The sequence below is a fragment of the Streptomyces sp. NPDC006743 genome, assembly GCF_040703815.1.
GTDB lineage: Bacteria > Actinomycetota > Actinomycetes > Streptomycetales > Streptomycetaceae > Streptomyces.
Window position 1 is genome coordinate 141379 of sequence record NZ_JBEYJA010000007.1, and the last position, 19023, is coordinate 160401.

14 protein-coding genes and 1 pseudogene are annotated in these 19023 nt (G+C 73.1%); 5 read left to right on the forward strand and 10 right to left on the reverse strand.

The window, feature by feature from the left end; genetic code table 11:
* Positions 1–38: 38 nt before the first annotated feature.
* The 6 genes from ABZ719_RS09005 to ABZ719_RS09030 form a co-directional block, all read right to left on the reverse strand.
* Positions 39–3059, reverse strand: a complete 3021-nt coding sequence (locus tag ABZ719_RS09005; RefSeq protein WP_366724536.1) for a glycoside hydrolase family 38 C-terminal domain-containing protein — start codon at positions 3057–3059, stop codon at positions 39–41.
* A gap of 47 nt (positions 3060–3106) precedes the next feature.
* Entirely contained in the window at positions 3107–5170 is a 2064-nt protein-coding gene (locus ABZ719_RS09010) for an endo-beta-N-acetylglucosaminidase (protein WP_366724537.1), read from the reverse strand.
* Positions 5167–6423, reverse strand: coding sequence for a glycosyl hydrolase (locus ABZ719_RS09015; RefSeq protein ID WP_366724538.1), 1257 nt, complete (start codon positions 6421–6423; stop codon positions 5167–5169). Before ABZ719_RS09015 ends, ABZ719_RS09010 begins: the two co-directional genes overlap by 4 nt.
* 93 nt (positions 6424–6516) lie before the next feature.
* A complete protein-coding gene (locus tag ABZ719_RS09020) occupies positions 6517–7419 on the reverse strand; it encodes a carbohydrate ABC transporter permease (protein ID WP_366724539.1) in 903 nt (300 codons plus the stop codon).
* Positions 7416–8372 carry a sugar ABC transporter permease gene (locus ABZ719_RS09025; protein ID WP_366724540.1) on the reverse strand — a complete coding sequence of 319 codons (957 nt, stop codon included), beginning with the start codon at positions 8370–8372 and terminating at the stop codon, positions 7416–7418. Before ABZ719_RS09025 ends, ABZ719_RS09020 begins: the two co-directional genes overlap by 4 nt.
* Positions 8373–8378: 6 nt before the next feature.
* Positions 8379–9671, reverse strand: a complete 1293-nt coding sequence (locus ABZ719_RS09030) for a sugar ABC transporter substrate-binding protein (protein WP_366724541.1) — start codon at positions 9669–9671, stop codon at positions 8379–8381.
* A gap of 220 nt (positions 9672–9891) precedes the next feature.
* Between ABZ719_RS09030 and ABZ719_RS09035 the strand changes: the two genes are divergently transcribed.
* Complete coding sequence (locus ABZ719_RS09035) at positions 9892–10938, forward strand: LacI family DNA-binding transcriptional regulator (RefSeq protein ID WP_037861688.1); 1047 nt, start codon at positions 9892–9894, stop codon at positions 10936–10938.
* A 270-nt stretch (positions 10939–11208) separates the two neighbouring features.
* On the opposite strand, the gene ABZ719_RS09040 is transcribed toward ABZ719_RS09035, so the two are convergent.
* Complete coding sequence (locus ABZ719_RS09040) at positions 11209–11796, reverse strand: GntR family transcriptional regulator (protein ID WP_366724542.1); 588 nt, start codon at positions 11794–11796, stop codon at positions 11209–11211.
* Between ABZ719_RS09040 and ABZ719_RS09045 the strand changes: the two genes are divergently transcribed.
* Genes ABZ719_RS09045 through ABZ719_RS09055 form a run of 3 tightly spaced genes read left to right on the forward strand, consistent with a single transcriptional unit; the run spans position 11789 to position 14031 of the window.
* A complete protein-coding gene (locus ABZ719_RS09045) occupies positions 11789–12601 on the forward strand; it encodes a nucleoside hydrolase (RefSeq protein ID WP_366724543.1) in 813 nt (270 codons plus the stop codon). The genes ABZ719_RS09040 and ABZ719_RS09045 overlap by 8 nt on opposite strands.
* A gap of 9 nt (positions 12602–12610) precedes the next feature.
* Positions 12611–13444: an MFS transporter gene (locus tag ABZ719_RS09050; RefSeq protein WP_366724544.1), complete on the forward strand. Its 834-nt coding sequence runs from the start codon at positions 12611–12613 to the stop codon at positions 13442–13444.
* A complete protein-coding gene (locus ABZ719_RS09055; RefSeq protein WP_366724596.1) occupies positions 13369–14031 on the forward strand; it encodes a hypothetical protein in 663 nt (220 codons plus the stop codon). The genes ABZ719_RS09050 and ABZ719_RS09055 overlap by 76 nt, the downstream gene beginning before the upstream one ends.
* Before the next feature lie 53 nt (positions 14032–14084).
* On the opposite strand, the gene ABZ719_RS09060 is transcribed toward ABZ719_RS09055, so the two are convergent.
* The 3 genes from ABZ719_RS09060 to ABZ719_RS09070 all read right to left on the reverse strand — a co-directional run bounded on the left by ABZ719_RS09060 (position 14085) and on the right by ABZ719_RS09070 (position 18378).
* Positions 14085–15305, reverse strand: a complete 1221-nt coding sequence (locus ABZ719_RS09060; RefSeq protein ID WP_366724545.1) for an SPFH domain-containing protein — start codon at positions 15303–15305, stop codon at positions 14085–14087.
* Positions 15306–15317: 12 nt separating this feature from the next.
* A complete protein-coding gene (locus tag ABZ719_RS09065) occupies positions 15318–15569 on the reverse strand; it encodes a hypothetical protein (protein ID WP_037861690.1) in 252 nt (83 codons plus the stop codon).
* A gap of 424 nt (positions 15570–15993) precedes the next feature.
* The gene (locus ABZ719_RS09070; protein WP_366724546.1) at positions 15994–18378 is read right to left on the reverse strand and encodes an alpha-L-fucosidase; all 2385 of its coding nucleotides are present in this window, start codon (positions 18376–18378) and stop codon (positions 15994–15996) included.
* 192 nt (positions 18379–18570) lie between these two features.
* Between ABZ719_RS09070 and ABZ719_RS09075 the strand changes: the two are divergent.
* Positions 18571–18980, forward strand: a pseudogene (locus ABZ719_RS09075) (amidase family protein); the annotation flags it as partial.
* Positions 18981–19023: the final 43 nt, after the last annotated feature.

Sequence of the window (19023 nt, forward strand, 5' to 3'; positions counted from 1 at the left end):
CCCGGCGAGCGATCGCCGGGCCGCCCCGCGCGACAGGCTCAGGCGCGCCGCAGGCGCAGCGTCACCAGCTCGAAGGGGCGCAGCCGTACGGCGATCCGCTCGCCGTCGCGCGCCACGGGCGCCGCGTCGGCCAGGGGCCGCTCCAGCAGGTCCGTGACCGTCGCGCCGGCGACCTCGAACCCGGCCGTCAGCGTGGCGCGGGCCCGGCCGCCGTGGGCCTCGTGGAAGCGGACGACCACGTCACCGCTGCCGTCGTCGGCCAGCTTCACCGCGGTCACCACGACCGCGTCGTCGTCGACGCTCACCAGCGGCGCCACCTCGCCGGCACCCGTCAGCCGCCGCTCGGGGACGTTGATCCGCCAGCCCTCGCGCACCGCGTCGGAGATCTGCGCGCCGGGCACCAGGGCGTGCCGGAAGCGGTGGACGCCCTGGTCGGTCTCCGGGTCGGGGAAGCGCGGCGCGCGCAGCAGCGACACGCGGACGGTGGTGGTCGTGCCCAGGTCGCCGTCGGTGCGGACGGCGCGGGTCACGTCATGTCCGTACGTCGAGTCGTTGACGAGCGCGACGCCCCAGCCGGGCTCGGCGACGTGCACGAACCGGTGGTTGCAGGCCTCGAACTTGGCCGCCTCCCACGAGGTGTTGGTGTGGGTGGGCCGGTGGAAGTGCCCGAACTGCGTCTCCGACGCGTACCGTTCGGCGTGCACGTCCAGCGGGAAGGCCAGCTTGAGGAACTTCTCCGTCTCGTGCCAGTCGACCTCCGTGTCCACGACCAGCCGCTGCTCGCCCGCCGCCAGCGACAGGACCTGGGTGACGCGGGAGGAGCCGAAGGAGCGCACGATCCGCACCGAGGTGCCGTCCTCGCCGGCCGTGACCGAGTCCGCGTCCGTCAGGTCGGTGACGGTGTTGCGGTAGAACTCGTCGACGTCCCAGGCGTCCCACATGTTGGGGAAGTCGGGGTGCAGCTGGAGGAGGTTCGCGGCCCGGCCGGGGGCGACGGCCTCGCGGTCGGCCGCGATGTCGTAGGCCGAGACGACCAGACCGCGTCCGTCGATCTCGACGCGCAGCAGCCCGTTGTCCAGGACGTGGCCGCCGCCCGCGCGCGGGGTGAGCCGGGTCGTGCCCCGGACGGCCGGGGCGGCGGCGCCGCCCGCCGGGACACCGGCACGGGTGTGCGGGGCCGCGTTGAAGACGAGCGGTGTGCCGCCCTCGCCCGCCAGCGCCCGCTGCGCGCCGTCGATGATCCGGTCCAGCTCGGCGGCGACCCGCTCGTAGGTCGCGCGGGCCTCGCGGTGCACCCAGGCGATGGACGAGCCGGGCAGGATGTCGTGGAACTGGTGCAGCAGCACCGTCTTCCAGATCCGGTCCAGGTCCTCGTACGGGTAGGGGAACCCGGCACGCACGGCCGCCGTCGCCGCCCACAGCTCCGCCTCGCGCAGCAGGTGCTCGCTGCGCCGGTTGCCCTGCTTTGTCTTGGCCTGGCTGGTCAGCGTGGCGCGGTGCAGCTCCAGGTACAGCTCGCCGACCCAGACGGGCGGTTCGGGGTACTCGGCCTCGGCCTTGTCGAAGAAGGCCTCGGGGGTCTCCCACACGACCTGCGCGGAGCCTTCGAGGTCGCGCAGCCGGGCGGCCTTGGCCACCATCTCGCGGGTGGTGCCGCCGCCGCCGTCGCCCCAGCCGGTGGGCGCCAGCGAGTGCCGGGCGACGCCCTTGTCCTTGAAGTTGCGGGCCGCGTGCGCGATCTCGCTGCCCTTCATGGAGCAGTTGTAGGTGTCGACGGGCGGGAAGTGCGTGAAGATGCGGGTGCCGTCGATGCCTTCCCACTGGAAGGTGTGGTGCGGGAACTTGTTCGTCTGCGACCAGGAGATCTTCTGCGTCAGCAGCCGCTTGGAGCCGGCCGCCTTGATGATCTGCGGCAGGCCCGCGGCGAAGCCGAAGGTGTCGGGCAGCCAGGCCTCGTCGTTCTCGACGCCGAACTCGTCGAGGAAGAACCGCTTGCCGTGCACGAACTGGCGGGCCATGGCCTCCGAGCCGGGCATGTTGGTGTCGGACTCCACCCACATGCCGCCGGCCGGCACGAACCGCCCGTCCGCCACGGCCTTCTTCACCCGCGCCCACACCTCGGGCCGGTGCTCCTTGATCCACGCCCACTGCTGCGCCTGGGACATGGCGAAGACGAAGTCGGGCTCGTCCTCCAGCAGGGCGGTCATGTTGGACGTCGTACGGGCCACCTTGCGCACGGTCTCGCGCAGCGGCCACAGCCAGGCGGAGTCGATGTGCGCGTGCCCGACCGCGCTGATGCGGTGCGCGGAGGGCACGGCGGGCGCGGCCAGCACGCCGGTGAGCTGGGCGCGGGCCCGCTCGGCGGTGCCGTTGACGTCCTGGAGGTCCACCAGGTCCAGCGCCCGGTCCACGGCGCGCAGGATCTCGTAGCGGCGTGGGGAGTCGGCGGGCAGCTCGGCCATCAGCTCGCCGAGCACCTCCAGGTCGATGACGAGCTGCCAGACCGTCTCGTCGAAGACCGCGAGGTCCATGCGGGTCAGCGTGTACTGCGGGTCGCTGCCCGCGGTCTCCTTGTCGCCGAGCCGGGTGGGCAGGAAGGGGTGGTAGTCGAGGATGACGGGGTTGGAGGCGGCCTCGATGTGCAGGCGCACCTCCTCGCCGCCCTCGACGGGGGCGCCGATCCTGACCCACTGGTTGCGCGGGTTGAGGCCCTTCACGGGGGTGCCGTCGGGCCGGTAGACCAGGCCCTCGCACTGGAAGCCGGGCATGTTCTCGTCGAAGCCGAGGTCGAGCAGGGCCTCGACGGTCCTCCCGGCCCACGCCTGTGGCACGGTACCGGTCACCCGGAACCAGCTGGTGCCCCACGGAGCACCCCAGCGGGCGCCCGCCTCGATCGGCTCGGGCGCGGCGGCCAGTCCCTCGGCCACCGGCACGGGCTCCCCGGGCGCGTGCCACACGGCCACGTCCAGCGGGACGGACTCGGGGTACACGGCGGGGCGGATGCGCTCGTCGAGAACGCGCTTGAGGCGGGCTTCGACCAGGCTGCGGTCGTCATGCATGCGGGATGCTCCGTAGGTCGTACGTCAGCGGGTGGATCGGCGGGTGGTTACCAGGGGTGGGTGACGGTGGCGGCGGCCGAGGAGGTGTACAGCTCCCCCACCGCCCGTACCTCGAACCGTACGGCCCGCTCGCCCGGGGCGGGCGTGAGGCCGGTGACGAAGTGGGCGCGCTGGCCGGTGGCGCCGAGGAAGCGGCGTCGGCCGCCGGGCAGCACGCGGTGCACGGTGTAGTGGCGGACCGTGCCCGGCGCCCGGTGGTGCCAGGCGAGGCGGAGGTCGCCGCCCGCGGCGGCGGTGACGCGGACCTTGCCGGGGGCGGCCGGGGTGGTGGCCTTGTCGCGGACGGCGAGGGCGCCGAGCCGCCAGCGCACCGGGCCGCCGCCGGTGGCGGTGAGCCGGACACCGAGGGCGTGCACGGTGCCGGACAGGCCGGTGAGCCGTACGGCCGTGGTCCGCCAGCCGCCGTCGCCGGTCCCGGCCGGCAGCGGGAGGTACGTGTACGGCGGCGCCGATCCCGCCGCGCCCGGCTCGGCGGTCGCCACGGCCAGCTCGACGCGTACGTCGCCCGCGTCCGCGCGGTGGGTGATCTCGACGACGGTGTGGCGGCCGAGCGGCAGCCGGGTCGCGTACAGGTCGAGGACGGCGGGCCGGTCGAGCGCGCCGTCCACCAGGACGCTGCTGCCGCCGTGCCAGGCGTCCGCGAAGTCGAAGGAGACGGCGGGCCGCTGCCCGTCGGTGCGCACGCTCCAGCGGCGGGAGGGCAGCCGGTCCTGGAGGCCGAGGTGGTTCCAGGGGGTGTCGGAGGTGATCTCGCCCCGCTCGTACCAGCGCAGTCCGTGCCCGGTGTTGAAGACGCTCGCGAACGGCAGCGCGGTCACCGTGGACCGGTCGGCCACGGACACGGCGGGCGCCCGCCAGGTGTCGGCGGGGTCGGGCCGGGACGGGTCGAGGGAGCGGCCGGTCCAGAACCGGTCGTCGGCGGCGTGGAACTGCTCCGGGGTGTGCCCGGCGGGCAGGTGGTTGCGGGTCCACTCGGGGCGGTAGAGGCCGAGGGAGGTGGTGTGCGCGGCGCCGGTGGGCACGATGGCGTCCCAGTCCACGGAGGTGTCCGAGCCGCCCGACTCCACGTCGACGCCGGCCCACAGCTCGTAGCGGCTGCGGCCGAGCTGCTCGGCCCCGCGTCCGGAGGAGGCGAGCGAGTCCGGGCTCCAGCGGAAGTCGACGAACATGTCGTCGGCGGCCTGGAACAGCGGCTGGTTCCGCTCGTCGAGCGCGCCCTGCCAGCTCACCGACCCGTCCACCGTCATCGCGTCGTACCAGGTGACCCGCTGGCCCGCGGCGGCGGCGAGCCGTCTCAGCTCGGTCACGAAGCCGAGCATGGCGGCACCGAGCGCGCTGTCGCCGCCGCCGGTCTCGGCGTTGACGAACCAGCCGTCGAAACCGTACGCCGCCGCGACCGCGACGAGCTGGGAGGCGAGCGGATAGTGGCCGGCCGCGTCCTTCTGGACCAGGTCGCGGGTCCACTGGAGCTGTCCGCCGTAGGCGGCCGGCGGCAGGAAGACGTTGCCGAGGACGGGGACGCCGTGCCGGTGGGCGGCGTCCACGATCGGCGCGTTGGGGGCGAGGATCAGGCCCTCGCCGGACGAGCCGCCCCAGAAGACCAGCTCGTCCAGGTACGCCCAGTGGGTGAGGGCGTAGTAGTCGGCGGTGGCCGAGCCCTGGGAGGGGTTGCCCGCGGTGGGTCCGAAGGAGACCAGGGACTGGATCCGGGCTTGTCCGCCGCGGGCGGTGGTGTTCGCCGGTACGGGGGTGAAGCGGGGGGCGAGCGGGACGGAGGCCGCGTTGAAGGCGAGGTCGGTGTCGGTGGCGGCGCGCCAGGACTTCAGGCTGCGCCAGGTGATGCCGGCGCCCGGGCTGCCGGCGGGCAGCGAGTCGGGGTACCAGTAGGAGGCGTACGGCTGGAGGGACGCGGCGGCACCGGTGTGCGGCGCGGCCGCGGCGGCCTGGGCGGTCGGTGCGGTCAGCGCGGGCAGGAACGCGGAGGCCGCGCCGGCCAGCAGGACGGTGCGCCGGGCGGGACGGCCGGTGCGCCGGACGGGGGGTGTGCTCACGAGCGGGTGCCTCCTGGTGGGTTGGGGAGTACCTGGTCGGGCGTGACGACCTGCGTGATGCCGCGGGCGGCCAGGTGGTCCCGGTCGGCCGCGCGGGTGTCGAGGACGGTGGCGGGGCGGGCGCCGTCGGCGGTGAGCCGGAAGAACGCCTCGAACACGTCACCGCCGGGCGCGCAGCGGGAGCGGGACGCCGGGTCGGCGGGGACGGTGAGCGCGGTGGTGCGCGGGGCCGGGGCGTAGGTGTGCTCGCGGGCGGCGCGGGCGAGGGCGCGGGCGATGTCCTTGGGACGGCGGTCGTTGGTGAGCAGGCCGAGGCTGTACTCGAGTTCGGGGAAGTCGGCCAGCTCGCGGGAGACGTCGTGGGAGCACCACCAGGTGATGCCCCACAGGTCGGGGCAGTCCAGCGCGTTGGCGACGGTGGCCTCGGTGAAGGCGGCGGCGTGCTCGGCGGGGATCAGCGGGGCGGGGGCGCCGACCTCCTGGAGCCAGACCGGGCGGTGCGCGTCGCCGGCCCAGGCCTTGCTGAGTTCGATCAGGTAGGCGGCGTGGTGCTCGGTGGGCACGGAGGTGCGGCCGTGGCGCTGGGCGGTGCCGTTGAAGACCCAGGAGTGGACGGCGGTGAGGGCGCCGTGCCGGGCGGCCTGGGCCGGGGTGAACGGCATGTCGTCCTGGTACCAGGTGGCGTCGTACTCGGCGTGCAGGTGCAGCTTGCCGGGGGCGCCCTTCTCGCAGGTGGCGAGCATGCGCTCCAGCCAGGCGTCGATCTGCTCGGCGGTGGCCCGGTCGGGGTCGGGGTGGGGCCCGGCGGAGAACTGGTTGACCTCGTTGCCCAGCGTCATGCCGAGGAAGTTGGGGCGGTCGGCGAGGGCCTCGGCGAGGGTGCGCAGGTAGGCGGCCTGGCCGTCGAGGATCTCGGGGTCGGTGAAGAGGTTGCGGCGGTGCCAGGTGCGGGTCCAGGCGGGCAGGAAGTCGAAGCTGGACAGGTGTCCTTGCAGACCGTCCACGTTGACGTCGAGCCCGCGTTCGCCGGCCGCGTCGACGAGCCGGACCAGCTGTTCCACGGCGCGGGGGCGGATCAGGGCGCGGTCGGGCTGGAAGTAGGGCCACAGCGGGAAGACGCGGATGTGGTCCAGGCCGAGCGCGGCGATGGAGTCCAGGTCGGCGCGTACGGCGTCGAGGTCGAAGTCGAGCCAGTGGTGGAACCACCCCTGGCTCGGGGTGTAGTTGACGCCGAAGCGCACGGCAGAAGGCATGCGGGGGTCCTTGCGGGTGGGGGTGCGGTGTTCAGGCCGGGGAACTGCGGTGGCACGGGGCCGGGGGCGGCCCCCGGTGGGGGGCCGTGCCCGTCAGCCCTTGACGGCGCCCTCGCCGACCCCGCGGAAGAAGTAGCGCTGGAGGCAGGCGAAGAGGGCGATCAGCGGCGCCACGGCGATGACGGTGCCCGCGGCGACGAGCCGTTCGTCGTTGGCGAAGGTGCCGTGCAGGTAGTTGAGGCCGATGGTCAGGGTGAACCTGGACGGGTCGCTGAGCACGATCAGCGGCCACAGGAAGTCGTCCCAGGCGCCCATGAAGGCGAAGATCGCGACGACGGCGAGGGTGCCCTTCACCGACGGCAGCGCGATCCGCAGGAACCGCTGCCAGACGTTGGCGCCGTCGACGTAGGCGGCCTCCTCGATCTCGTAGGGCAGGTTGAGGAAGGCGTTGCGCATCAGCAGCACGTTCAGGGAGGCGATGGCCCCGGGCAGCAGGACGCCGATGAGCGTGTTGTTCAGGCCCAGTTCCCGCATGGTCGTGAACTGGGCGATGATGATGCCCTCGGCGGGCACCAGCATGGCCAGCACGAAGACGAGGGTGGCCACCCTGCGGCCGCGGTAGCGCAGCCGGGCCAGGGCGTAGCCGGCGAGGGCGGAGCCGACGCAGTTGGTGACGACGTTGGCGGCGGCGACCTTGAGGGAGTTGAAGGCGTAGTCCCACACCGGGATCGTGTCGGCGACCCGCTCGTAGTTGTGCAGGGTGGGGTGGCCGGGCAGGAACTTCGGCGGGGAGCTGAAGATGTCCTCGGTGGGGCCCTTGAGCGAGGTGGACAGCTGCCACACGAACGGGCCGACGGTCAGGGCGAGGACAGCGAGCAGCAGCACGTAGCGCAGGACGAGTTCCCACACCCGGTGGCGGCGGCCGTTATCGTCGGTGAAGCGGGGCTTGCGCGGGCGCGCCGGGGTCTTGCGGGCCGGGGTCTCGACGGTGCTCACGCGTCCTCCTTCCGGTCCGCGCGCAGGACGAGCAGCATGAGGATCACGGTGATGACGAAGACGACCAGGGAGATGGCGGAGGCGTAGCCGACACGGCCGGTCAGGCCGGTGCCGGTGCGCTGGATGAGCATCACGAGGGTGGTGTCCTCGCCGGCCGGGCCGCCGCTGGGACCGGCCATCAGGTACACCTCGGAGAACACCTTGAAGGCGGCGACCGAGGAGAGCGCGGCGACCAGGACCATGGTGGAGCGCACGGCGGGCACGGTGACGGTGAAGAAGCGGCGCACCGCGCCCGCGCCGTCCACGGCGGCGGCCTCGTGCAGTTCGCGGGGCACGTTGGCGAGCGCCGCGAGGTAGACGATCATGTAGTAGCCGAGGCCCTTCCAGACCGTGACGGCCATGGCGCTGACCAGCAGCAGCCACTGGTCGCTGAGGAAGCCGACCTTGCCCAGCCCGACCGTCTCCAGGAGCGAGTTCACCAGGCCGCGCTCGTCCAGCATCCACACCCAGATCAGGCCGACCACGACGATCGAGGCGACGACCGGGGTGTAGAAGGCGGACCGGAAGAAGGTGATGCCCGGGATGTTCTTCTGCACCAACATGGCGAGCAGCAGCGGAAGGATCACCAGCGCCGGGACGACGCCGGCCATGTACAGCGTGCTGTTGCGCAGGCCGATCCAGAAGGCGTCGTCGTGCAGCAGCTCGCGGAAGTTGGCGAGGCCGACGAAGTGGCCCGGGAGCAGGGTGCGGCGGTCGGTGAAGGCGTTGATCACCGTGGAGACGAACGGGTACAGGATGAAGGCGCCGGTGACCAGCAGTCCGGGGGCGGCGAACAGCCAGGGACTGGTGGGGAGCTGGCGTCGTACCCGGGTCGCCGGGCGGCCCGTGGCGCGGCGGCCGGGGCGCCCGTCCGGGCGCGCGGCGGGCGCCCGGGAGACGGTCGAGGTGGACATGGTGCGTTATCCCTGCTGCTTCAGAAGCTGGTCACAGGCCTTGACAGCGTTGTCGAGGGCGTCCTTGGGGCTCTGCTTGCCCTGGAGCGCCTTGGCGACCTCGTTGCGCAGCGCGGTCTTCATCTGGTCGCTGAACTGCACGGGCGTGTAGTTGACCGCGGTCTTCAGGGACTTGGCGGCGGCGACGCGGACGCGGGTCTCGTCGGTGCCGTCCTCCTTGGTGAAGTACGGGTCGTTCAGCGAGCCGGCGGTGCTCGGGAAGATGGCGACCTTCTTGGCGAACGACATCTGGTGCTCGGCGTCGGTGACGAAGTGCGCGAAGGCGACCGCGGTGGGCGTGTTCTTGGTCTTCGCGTTCACCATCAGGCCCTGGACGTACATGTTGACGTGGCCGGTGCTGGTGATCTGGTCGGTGATGCCGATGTTCTTGTACAGGTTCGGCGCCTGCTTCTTGAAGTTGTCCAGGTCCAGGGCGCTGCCCGGGTTCATGGCCACGGCGCCGGTGAGGAACTTCTTGCCGGTCGACTCGGGGGTGGCGGTCAGCGCCTGCGGGTCGAGGGCCTTGGCGTCGTACAACTGCTTGTACTTGGTGAGGAGTTCGACGCCCTTGGCGTCGTTGAAGGCGAAGCCGGTGCCTTCCTTGTTCGTCAGGGTCGAGCCGTAGCGGCCGAAGTCCTCGATGGTGGGCACGTTGGCGAGGGTGGCGACCTTGCCGCCGGACTTCTGCGCCAGTTGGAGGGCGTCCGTGAAGAGTTCGTCGTACGTCTTGGGCGGCTTGTTGGCGTCCAGGCCGGCCTGCTTGAAGAGCGTCTTGTTGTAGAACAGCGGGCCGGTGTTCAGGTACCAGGGGAAGGCGTACGTGCCGGGCAGGCCGGGGACCTGGTGGCTGGCCCAGGCGCCGGGCAGGTACTCGCCCTTGTACTTGGCGGCTGCCTTGTCGAGGTCCATGGCGAGGCCCGCCTTGGCGAGCGGGGCGACCAGGTCCGGGGCGACGTTGACGACGTCGGGCAGGGTGCCGCCGGCCGCGTCCGCGCTGATCTTGTCGGGGTAGCCCTCGGCGGGCTGGTCGACCCACTTGACGTGCGTGCCCGGGTACTTCTTCTCGAAGTCGCCGATGACGCCCTCGAAGTAGTCCTTGAAGTTGGCGCGCAGGTTCCAGGTCTGGAAGGTGATGTCGCCCTCGACCTTGCCCGAGGCGTCCGTCGAACCGGCGTCGTCCCCGCCGGAGCCACAGGCGCTCAACGGCAGGACGAGGGCGGTGATGGCTGCGGCGGCGAGTGCTCTGCGGGATATGGGCACGGTGACACGGCTCCCTTGCGGCGTCTACGGCGGGTGTCGGCAGTGACGATGCATGCCGAGTTCATGAAAAGTCAATGGATTCGGCCCTGCTAATGCAACCTCGGCCACATTAGTGCAGGTCAGTGGCGTATGGGAAGGGACTTGCCAGCGATGACTAATGCGCTTTAGGGTGCTTCCACTCAAGCGCTTTAGCGATCACCGCTGGGAAATGAGGGGGACCATGCCGGCCAAGCGCTCCCCGGCGCGCCGTCCGACGATGAAGGACATCGCGCGCCGCGCCGGTGTCTCGGAGAGCGCCGTCTCCTTCGCGCTCAACGGCCGGCCCGGCGTCTCCGAGGTCACCCGCGACCGGGTCCGCCGCGTCGCCGAGCAACTGGGCTGGCGGCCCAGCACGGCGGCCCGCGCGCTGTCCGGGGAGGGCGTCGCCACCATCGGCTTCGTGCTGGCCCGGCCCGCGGACACGCTGGGCGTGGACTCCTTCTTCCTGCAACTGGTCTCCGGCATCCAGGAAGTGCTGGCCGAACGCCATCTCGGGCTGCTCTTCCAGGTGGTGGAGGACGTGCCCGACGAGTGCGACGTGTACCGCAGGTGGTGGGCCGAGCACCGGGTCGACGGCGTGCTCGTCGTGGACCCGCGCACCGACGACCCGCGCCCCGACCTGCTCGACGGACTGGGCCTGCCCGCCGTGGTGATCGGCGGCGCCCCCGACGAGCGGCACCCCGGCCTGTCCACGGTGTGGGCGGACGACGCGGGCGCGATGGCCTCGGTGGTGGACGGGCTGTACGGGCTGGGGCACCGGCGGATCACGCACATCGCGGGCCTGTCCGGCCTCGCCCACACCGAACGCCGGATCCGGACGCTGCGGGCCGAGGCCGAGCGGCGCGGGCTGACCGGTGTGCAGTCGGTGACCACCGACTACTCGGACGCCGAGGGCGCCGCGGTCACCCGCCGGGTGCTCGGCTCCCCCGCTCCCCCGACGGCGCTGATCTACGACAACGACGTGATGGCCCTGGCCGGCGTGGCCGCGGCGGGCGAACTCGGCTTCTCCGTCCCGGCGGACGTGTCGGTGGTGTCCTGGGAGGACTCGGCCCTGTGCCGCATGGTCAGGCCGTGGCTGTCCGCCCTGTCCCGCGACAGCATGGAGTTCGGCCGCACGGCGGCCCGGGAACTGACCGCCCTGCTGGACGGCGGCCCGGCCCGCACGGTACGGGTCCCGGTGCCCCGGCTGATCGAACGGGAGAGCACGGGGGCGGCGCGGGACGCCTGAACGGCGTGAGAGCCGCGGACAGCAGGGGGTTCCGGTCAACGGGCGGTGTCCGGTGCGTGCGATCGCAAGGCGCCGGAAGGTCCTTGTGACGCGGCTGCCAGGGCCTTGTGGCAACGCCCGGAGCGTGCGTGCCGGGCCTCGCGAGCCGGGCGCCCCTCCTGTCCGCGGCTCTCAGCGCAACGGCGTCCGCCGAGGGGCGCCGGCCGAGCGGCCGGTCCGGGGGCCGGGGCCGCAGCGGTGCGGGGCCGGCCCGGTGAGCCTCCCTCCCGGTCAGCGGCGCGGCGCCAGGTGCAGCAGCGGGGCGCCCGCCGGGAACAGGTACTTCGCGGCCAGCACGGGCCGGCCGGACACGGCGACGGTCTGGGTGACCAGGAGTGCCGGGGTCTCCGGCGGACACGAGGTGGCCGCTCCGCGCTCCTTGCCGAGCATGGTGGCGCCCAGGGTGCTGCGGGCCGTCATCGAGGCGGGCCCGACGGCGAGGAAGGCCGCGAGCATGGTGGTCGCCGGTCCTTCGGGCGCGGCATCGAACACGGTGGCCAGAGCCGGGTCGACGGCTTCGAGGTCCGTGCGGTCGGCCGCCCATTCGTGCGCGAAGCACGCCGCGGCGCCGTCGACGTCGACGACCGTCTCCCAGAAGCAGGCCCGCGCCGAGGGCGCCAGGCGCAGGTGGTAGCCGGAGAAGTCGGTGGGCTCCTCCAGGTCGGTGCCGAGCCGCCGGCAGCGCACGGCGCCGGGACCGAGCAGCTCCTCCACGGGCAGCAGCCGCTCCAGACCGGGCGCGGGAGGCAGTTGGTTCACGGTGCTGCCGGAGCCCTGGCGGCGGGTGATGACCCCGTCCTCCTGGAGCAGGATGAGCACCTCGCGCAGCGCCGGGCGGCTGACGTTCCCGGTCTCCTCCGGCGCCGACGCCACGCTGCGCGGTGCCGTCGACGCCGACGCGAGTTTCGTGCACGGCGACGACGGCCTGGGCGGCGTACGCCTGCCCGCGCCCGCCGCCGCGCCCGACCCCCGGCACGCCGTGGACCTCATCATCGACACCGCCCGGGAGGCCGGCGGGGACCTGCACATCCTCGCCACCGCCCCGCTGACCAATCTGGCGCTGGCCCTGCGCAAGGAGCCCCGGCTGCCGGAACTGGTCCCGCACGTCACGGTGATGGGGGGCGCCGTGCACCACCCCGGCACCATCGGCGCGGTCGCCGAGGCCAACATCGGCCACGACCCCGAGGCCGCCGCACTGGTGCTCGCGGCGGGCTGGGACCTCACCCTCGTCCCGCTCGACGTGACCATGCGGGAGAACCTCACCGAGGCGCACCGGCAGCGGCTGCTCGCCGCGGGGACACCGGTGAGCACGCTCGCCGGTGAGATCCTCGACTTCTACTTCGCCTTCCACGAGCGGACGGCGCTGCCCTTCCGGGGCTCCGCCTGCCACGACCCGCTCGCGGCCGGCATCGCGGTCGGCGAGGTCGTCCCGCGCCTCGCGCCCCGGGTGCACGTCACCGTCGACACCGCCGACGGCGCGGCCCGCGGCGCCCTGGTCGCGGACACCCGCGGCCTGTACCGGGGCTACCCCGAACAGCCCGGCGCGGGCGCCGTCGTCGTCCTGGAGACCGACAGCACCTTCCCCGGCCTCCTCGTCGAGCGGCTGTGCCAGGTCCGGAAGTGAGACGGCGCGATGACCACTGACCTCACCACCCGGCCGGCGAGGACGGCGGTCGGGACGGCGGCACTGATGACGGCGCTGCTCGCCGCGTGCACCGCCTTCCAGCTCAACGCCAGCATGCTCAGCCCGGCCCTGGTCACCATGGCCCGGGAGCTGCACACCGGCGAGGCGGACACCGGTCTGTCGCAGACCGTGTTCTTCACCGCGTCCGCGATGTTCTCGCTGTTCCTGCCCCGGTTCAACGACATCGTGGGCCGCAAGCGCGTGCTGCTGTGGATGCTGGTGCTCATGGCGGCGGGGACCGTGCTCGCCGCGCTGGCCCCGGACATCGCGGTCCTCGACGTCGCGCGGGCCGTGCAGGGCGCCTGCGGGCCCGTCGTGCAGATCTCCCTGCTGATGCTGCGCTCGGAGGTCACCGACCCCAAGCGGTTCGGCACGCTGATGGGCGTGGTCGCGGCGGTCAACGGCGGCATCGCCGGGGTGGACGCGCTGGCGGGCGGCTGGCTCGCCGGTGCGTACGGCTTCCGCAGCGTCTTCTGGGTGATCGCGGTGGTCGCCGTCCTCGCGGCGGTCCTGGTCCGGTGGGCTGCCCCGAGTCCCGTCCCTCGGCCGGGACCCCGATGGACTGGGCGGGCGTGGCCCCCCTCGTGGTCAGCGTCGTGGCCCTGCTGGTCGCCGTGGACGAGGCGGAGAAGCTGGGCGCGGCGAACCGGCCGGCGGCCATCGGCCTGCTGGTCGTCGCGGCGGCGGCCTTCGCGGTGTTCTGGCGGGTGGAGAAGCGGCAGGCGCACCCGCTGGTGCGGATCGACGACCTGCGCCGGCGGGCCACCTGGGCCCCGCTGCTGACCACCCTGCTGACCCTCGTCGGCGTCTTCGCCACCGTCAACGGCGTCCTGATGTCCCTCGCGCAGAACGGCACGGTGGGCTTCGGCATGGATTCCAGCCTCGCCTCGGTGGTCTTCCTGACCCCGTTCGCGCTGGTGGGCCGGCTGGTCGGCCCGTTCACCGGGCGGCTCGCGCCGGTCCTCGGCTACCGGCGGGTGCTGCGCTGGGGCCTGGCCGCCAGCGCCGTGGTGATCGCGGTCATGGCGCTCGCCGGAGTGCACTCGCTGCCGGTGATGGTCGTCTGTACGGTACTGCTCGGCGTGACGTACGCGGGTGTGGCCAACATCGTCCTCAACCTGCTCGGTGTGGTCCTCGCCCCCAAGGAGAACCCCGGGTTCCTGCCCGGGCTGATCTCGGCGGCGTTCGGCCTGGGCGCCGGGCTGAGCTTCGCCCTGCTGTCGGCGGTGCAGGTCGCGGGCAGCCCGGCGGGCAGCGACTCCTCCGCCGGTTACACGACGGCGATGCTCACCGGCCTGGTCGTCCTCGTGGCGGCGCTCGGCGCCTCCTTCTTCGTCCCCCGGCCCGAGGGCGCCGAGGTCCCCTCCTGAACCCCTGCGGCCCGGCCTTCAGGGAGAAGGCCGGGCCGTACGGGGTCCGCGTCTCAGGAGGTGCGCCGGTCCGGCCCGTCGCCCTCGCCCGGGCGGCCGTCGCCGTCCGGCTTCGCCGCCGAGGGCCCCTGGAGTTCGAGCCGGCCGTTGCCCTGCTCCGCGCGGCCGCCACCGCTCGGGCGGTCGCCGCTGCCGTTGCCGTTCAGGTTCTGCCGGACCGAGTCGAGGATCGTCAGGCCCTGCGCGACCAGGCCGGCCGCGATCTCACCGAGGCCGTCCGCGCCGTTCAGGACGTTCACGTTGGCGCCGGCCAGGCCGCCCGCGGCCTCCTTGACGATCTGCGGGAGCTGGTCGATCAGCATCCGGTCCAGGGCGACGCGGTCGTACGACGCGGCGGCCTCGGCCTGGATCTTCATCCGCTGCGCCTCGGCGGCGGCGAGGATCCTGACCCGCTCGGCCTCGGCCTCGGCGGGCTTGACGATCTCGGCGACCAGTTCCTGCTGGCGCAGCTTGGCCTGCCGCTGGGCCAGCTCGGTCTGGGCGGCCAGCACCTCCTGCTGGGCGTGCGCCTGCGCCAGCGGGCCGGCCTGGGCGGCGTGCGCCTGCGCGCGGTCGACCTCGGCGGAGTACTCCGCCTTCACCACGGCGGTCTGCCGGGCGTACTCGGCCTGCCGGCGCGCCGCCTCCTGCTCCGCCTCGGCGGCGGCCTGGTTGGCCTGGGCCTGGGCGATCTGCGCCTGGCGCTGGATGGCCGCCTTGTGCGGCGCGGACATGGCGTCGATGTAACCGGTGTCGCCGTCGTCGATCGACTGGATCTGCAGCGAGTCCACGATCAGGCCGATCTTCGCCATCTCCGTCTTGGAGGTGTCCAGGACCTCGGCGGCGAGCTTCTGCCGCTCGGTGACGATCTCCTCGACCGTCATCGAGCCGATGATGGCGCGCAGGTGACCGGCGAAGATCCGGCCGGTCAGGACGGACATCTGGTCCTGGTCGGAGAGGAACCGCTGGCCCGCGTTGATGATGCTCTCGGTGTCGTTGCCGACCTTGAAGGCGATGACCGCGCGCACGTGCAGCGCGATGCCCTGCTTGGTCACGCAGGTCTCGACGACCTCGGACTCGCACATCGACAGGGTGAGGAAGCGGACCTTGCGGAAGACCGGGAGCACGAACTTGCCGTGCCCCGTCACCACCCGGAACGGCGCTCCCCCCAGTCCCCGCCTGCCGCCCGAGATCAGCATCGCCTCGTCGGGGGCGGGAACGCGGTAACCGAACATGGTTTGTTCTCCTTAGCCTGCGTCGGCCGCATCGTCGCGCAACCTGTCCAGGGGGTCGCCCCACTCGATGACGTCGACCTCACGGCATCCACGGGAGTCCACCACGAGGACCGTCGCACCGATCGGCAACGGTTCCTGCGACCAGGCGAGGAAGGTCTCGGATCCGCCTCTGACCCGCACCAGGATCTCGCCGGGACCGGCGGATCCGCGCGTGCCGATGAGAAGCTCCCCCGTGCAGCCGATCACGGCCTCGTCCTGCGCCATCGCCGACTACTTCCCCTCGTGCTCGTCCTGTTCTTCCGACCTTAGACCCACCGGGGCGAGCCGCCTACGCGTCGGACGTACCCGGACGTCCCCGGCGGCGGGCCCGGCTCCTGACCGCCGGGGACCGCGGGCCCCGGCCCGGGCCCGGGGGGCTGCCCGGCTCAGGTCCGCGGGCGGTGCGGGCCGAACTCGCCGGGCCGGGGGCCGGGGTGGGACGTGAGGGAGGCGGCACCGGTCTGCCGCGGCCGTGCGGGCGGGCTCAGCGCTGCGGACAGGAGGGGGCCCAGGCGGCCGGCGCCCGGCACGCACCCTCGCCGCGTTGCCAAAAGGCCCTGGCAGCTCCGCCACGAGGACCTTCCGCCGCCTTGTGATCGCGCGCACCGGACACCGCCCGCTGACCGGAACCCGGTTCTGTCCGCAGCTCTCAGCCGTGCCACTCGATCTTGAAGACCCACGCGTACCGGCCTGCCCGGCGGGCGGCCTCGGGCACGTCGACGACGAGCGCGCCGCCGCGCACCGTCCACGTCAGCGGCCGGTCGTGACCGAGCATGGTGACCTTGTCGCCGGGACGGATCGGCACCGGGGCCTCGACGGTGAGCTTCGCGCCGGGGCGGGCCAGCGAGTGGATGTAGAAGGCCTCGCCGGGGCGGACGGTGAAGCGCAGGTCGGCCCCGAGCTGGGCGGTCCGCGACCAGTAGGTGGTGTCGTAGACCGCCTCGCCGTTGGTGCGCAGCCACCGGCCGGTCTCCCGCAGCCGGGTCTGCATGATCTCGGGGATGGTGCCGTCGGCGCGCGGACCGATGTCCAGGAGGAAGTTGCCGTTCTTGGAGACGATGTCGACGAGGCTGTGCACGACCTCCTCCGCGGTCATGTAGGCGGCGTCGGGGGTGGCCCGGTTGTAGCCGTAGCTGAAGGGGTCGAGGCCGCGGCTGGCCTCCCACTTGGCGACGACGGTGTTGTCGTACGTCGTGTACTCGGGCGTGGTGAAGTCGTGGAAGGCGATGCCGGAGCGGTCGTTGACGGTGACGTCGGTGGGACGGGCGCGGTTCTTGGCGTGGTTGAAGTACTCGGCGAGCACGTGGAGGCTGTCGTTGGCGCCGCCGATGTCGCACCAGATGATCGCGGGGTCGTAGCCGTGGACCAGCTCCAGCATCTGCCGGGCCTGGTAGTCCTTCACGTAGTCCTTGCCCGCGGTGTAGCCGGTGTAGGGCACGGGGCGCAGGGTGTAGGGGTTGCGCGGGGCGTGGCCCGCCCAGGGGCTGTCCGGGTTGAACCACTCGGGCATCGAGAAGTACAGGCCGCGGTGGAGCGCGGGGGCGTACCGCCGTGAGGCCTCGAACAGCTCCCCGACGAGGTCCCGTCGCGGGCCCATCCGCACGGCGTTGCGGTCGGAGACCTTGGTGTCCCACAGGGCGAAGCCCTCGTGGTGCTTGGAGGTCAGCACGTGGTACTGGGCGCCCGCGTCGCAGAACAGCTCGACCCAGGACCGCGGGTCGAACTTCTCGGCGGTGAAGCGCGGGATGAAGTCGTCGTAGGCGAAGTCCTCGCCGTAGGTGTCCCGGTGGTGGGCGTACACCGCGTTGCCCGGGTCCTGGAGGTGGTTCCAGTACCACTCGGCGTACTGCTTGCCGACCGGGGACCAGGCGGGTACCGAGTAGACGCCCCAGTGGATGAAGATGCCGAACTTGGCGGACCGGAACCAGTACGGCGCCCGGTGGCGGGCGAGGGAGTCGTCGGTGGGCCGGTAGTCGGGGACGCCGAGGGTCAGCCGGCCGGTGCGGGCGGCCGCCCTGGTGCCCCGGCCGGTGACGCTGACCGTGCCGTCCCGGACGGTTCCGGGCGCGGTCCCCGGGCGGTTGCGGATGCCGACGCGGACACGGACCTCCTCGCCGGGGTCGAGCCGGCGGATGCGGGCGGGGGCGACGGTGCGGGCGCCGTCCACGTCGACCCGTACGGACAGCGCGTCGTCCGCGAGCAGGGGGACCGTGCCCGCGTTGACGACGGTGGCCTCGACGCTCTGCGCCCCGGACGCCTCCAGCAGCGAGGCGGTCGAGCGGGCGTCGCGCAGGACCAGCGCCCGCCCCTGGGCGACCGGTTGCAGCGTGAGGGCGAAGACGTGCAGGGCCGTCCTGCCCTCCTGGGCCGGGCCGGTCACCGGCAGGGTCAGCGCGACCGCCTCGCGGGCCGGGTCGAGCCACAGGTCCGCCGTGCCGATGCCGACCGGGTGGTCGTCCCTGGTCCCGTCGGGCCGGTAGCGGTAAGGGGCGGAGAGGGTGCCGCCCGCGCCGTACCAGTCGGCGCCGGCGAGCCCGGCGGTGGTGGTGGTCCCGTCCGCGTAGTGGACGGTGGCGGTGCCGGAGGCGTTCCCGTAGCTGCCCGCGGTCAGGAAGGCGGCCGACAGGTAACGCCCCTTGGGCAGTTCGACGCGCTGGCCGCGGGCGACGACGTTGTTCGCCGCCCCGGCCGCCGCGGACGGGAAGCGGAAGGGGATGCCGTCCACCTCGGCCGGCCCGGCCGGGAGCGCCTCGCCGGGGAAGGTGTAGCCCGAGCCGTCGAAGTCGCCGCCCCGGGCGGCGGCGGTGTCGATGCCGTCGTTGTCGTACAGGGCCTCCAGCGGGACGGGCACCGGGTCGGGGACGGGCACCCACCAATTCCCGGGGCCGTCCGCCGGGCCGCCGGGCCGTGCGCCGTCCGGCCCGCCGGCTGTCCCGGCGGCCTGTGCCCGCGTCGCCGCCGCGAGCGGCAGGGCCGCCGCCGCGGTGGCGCCCGCCGCGGCCCCCAGGACGTGACGTCTTGGATACGTGCTCATGAGCAGCCTCCGATTCATCGGATGTCTGATGATCGAGCGACCGTCATGGGCTGTCAATGGGGCGTACTGGCGCGGAAGTTGAGCTATTGATCGGATGACGGTGTCTGCCCTGTCGACGGAGGAGGCGGTCGCGGGCGGAGTTCACCCTGCGTACCCGCCGGTACGAACCTGCCCCCCCGCCGAGGAGCCCCTGTGACCAGCTGGGCCGGCCCGAGCGCCGCCGAGATCGCCGCCGCCGTACGCGAGAAGCGGGTCACCGCCCGTGAGGTGGTGGCCGCGCACCCGGCCCGCATCGAGCAGCTGGACGGCCGTATCGGCGCCTTCCGCACGGTCCGCGCCGAGGCCGCGCTGGACGAGGCCGAAGAGGTCGGCGCCCGCCCGGACCTGGCCGGGCTGCCCCTGGCGGGAGTGCCGGTGGCCGTCAAGGACAACCTGGCGGTGCGCGGCGAGTCCACCCGGAACGGGTCGCGGCGACCTCGGACCTGCCGAACACCCGGGACCACGTCACCGTCGCCCGGCTGCGGGCGGCGGGCGCGGTCGTGGTGGGGCTGACCAACGTGCCCGAACTGTGCGTCTTCGGAACCACGGAGGGCGTGCACGGCACCACCGCCCCGCTCACGTGCGTTACCGCCTCCCGGGCCCGGT

Bases quoted from the DNA above. Each gene is read 5' to 3' on its own strand.
- ABZ719_RS09005 (WP_366724536.1), bottom strand. From the start codon at position 3,059: ATGCATGACGACCGCAGCCTGGTCGAAGCCCGCCTCAAGCGCGTTCTC.
- ABZ719_RS09050 (WP_366724544.1), top strand. From the start codon at position 12,611: ATGACCACTGACCTCACCACCCGGCCGGCGAGGACGGCGGTCGGGACG.
- ABZ719_RS09035 (WP_037861688.1), top strand. From the start codon at position 9,892: ATGCCGGCCAAGCGCTCCCCGGCGCGCCGTCCGACGATGAAGGACATC.
- ABZ719_RS09060 (WP_366724545.1), bottom strand. From the start codon at position 15,305: ATGTTCGGTTACCGCGTTCCCGCCCCCGACGAGGCGATGCTGATCTCG.
- ABZ719_RS09070 (WP_366724546.1), bottom strand. From the start codon at position 18,378: ATGAGCACGTATCCAAGACGTCACGTCCTGGGGGCCGCGGCGGGCGCC.
- ABZ719_RS09025 (WP_366724540.1), bottom strand. From the start codon at position 8,372: ATGTCCACCTCGACCGTCTCCCGGGCGCCCGCCGCGCGCCCGGACGGG.
- ABZ719_RS09015 (WP_366724538.1), bottom strand. From the start codon at position 6,423: ATGCCTTCTGCCGTGCGCTTCGGCGTCAACTACACCCCGAGCCAGGGG.
- ABZ719_RS09045 (WP_366724543.1), top strand. From the start codon at position 11,789: ATGAGCACCTCGCGCAGCGCCGGGCGGCTGACGTTCCCGGTCTCCTCC.
- ABZ719_RS09065 (WP_037861690.1), bottom strand. From the start codon at position 15,569: ATGGCGCAGGACGAGGCCGTGATCGGCTGCACGGGGGAGCTTCTCATC.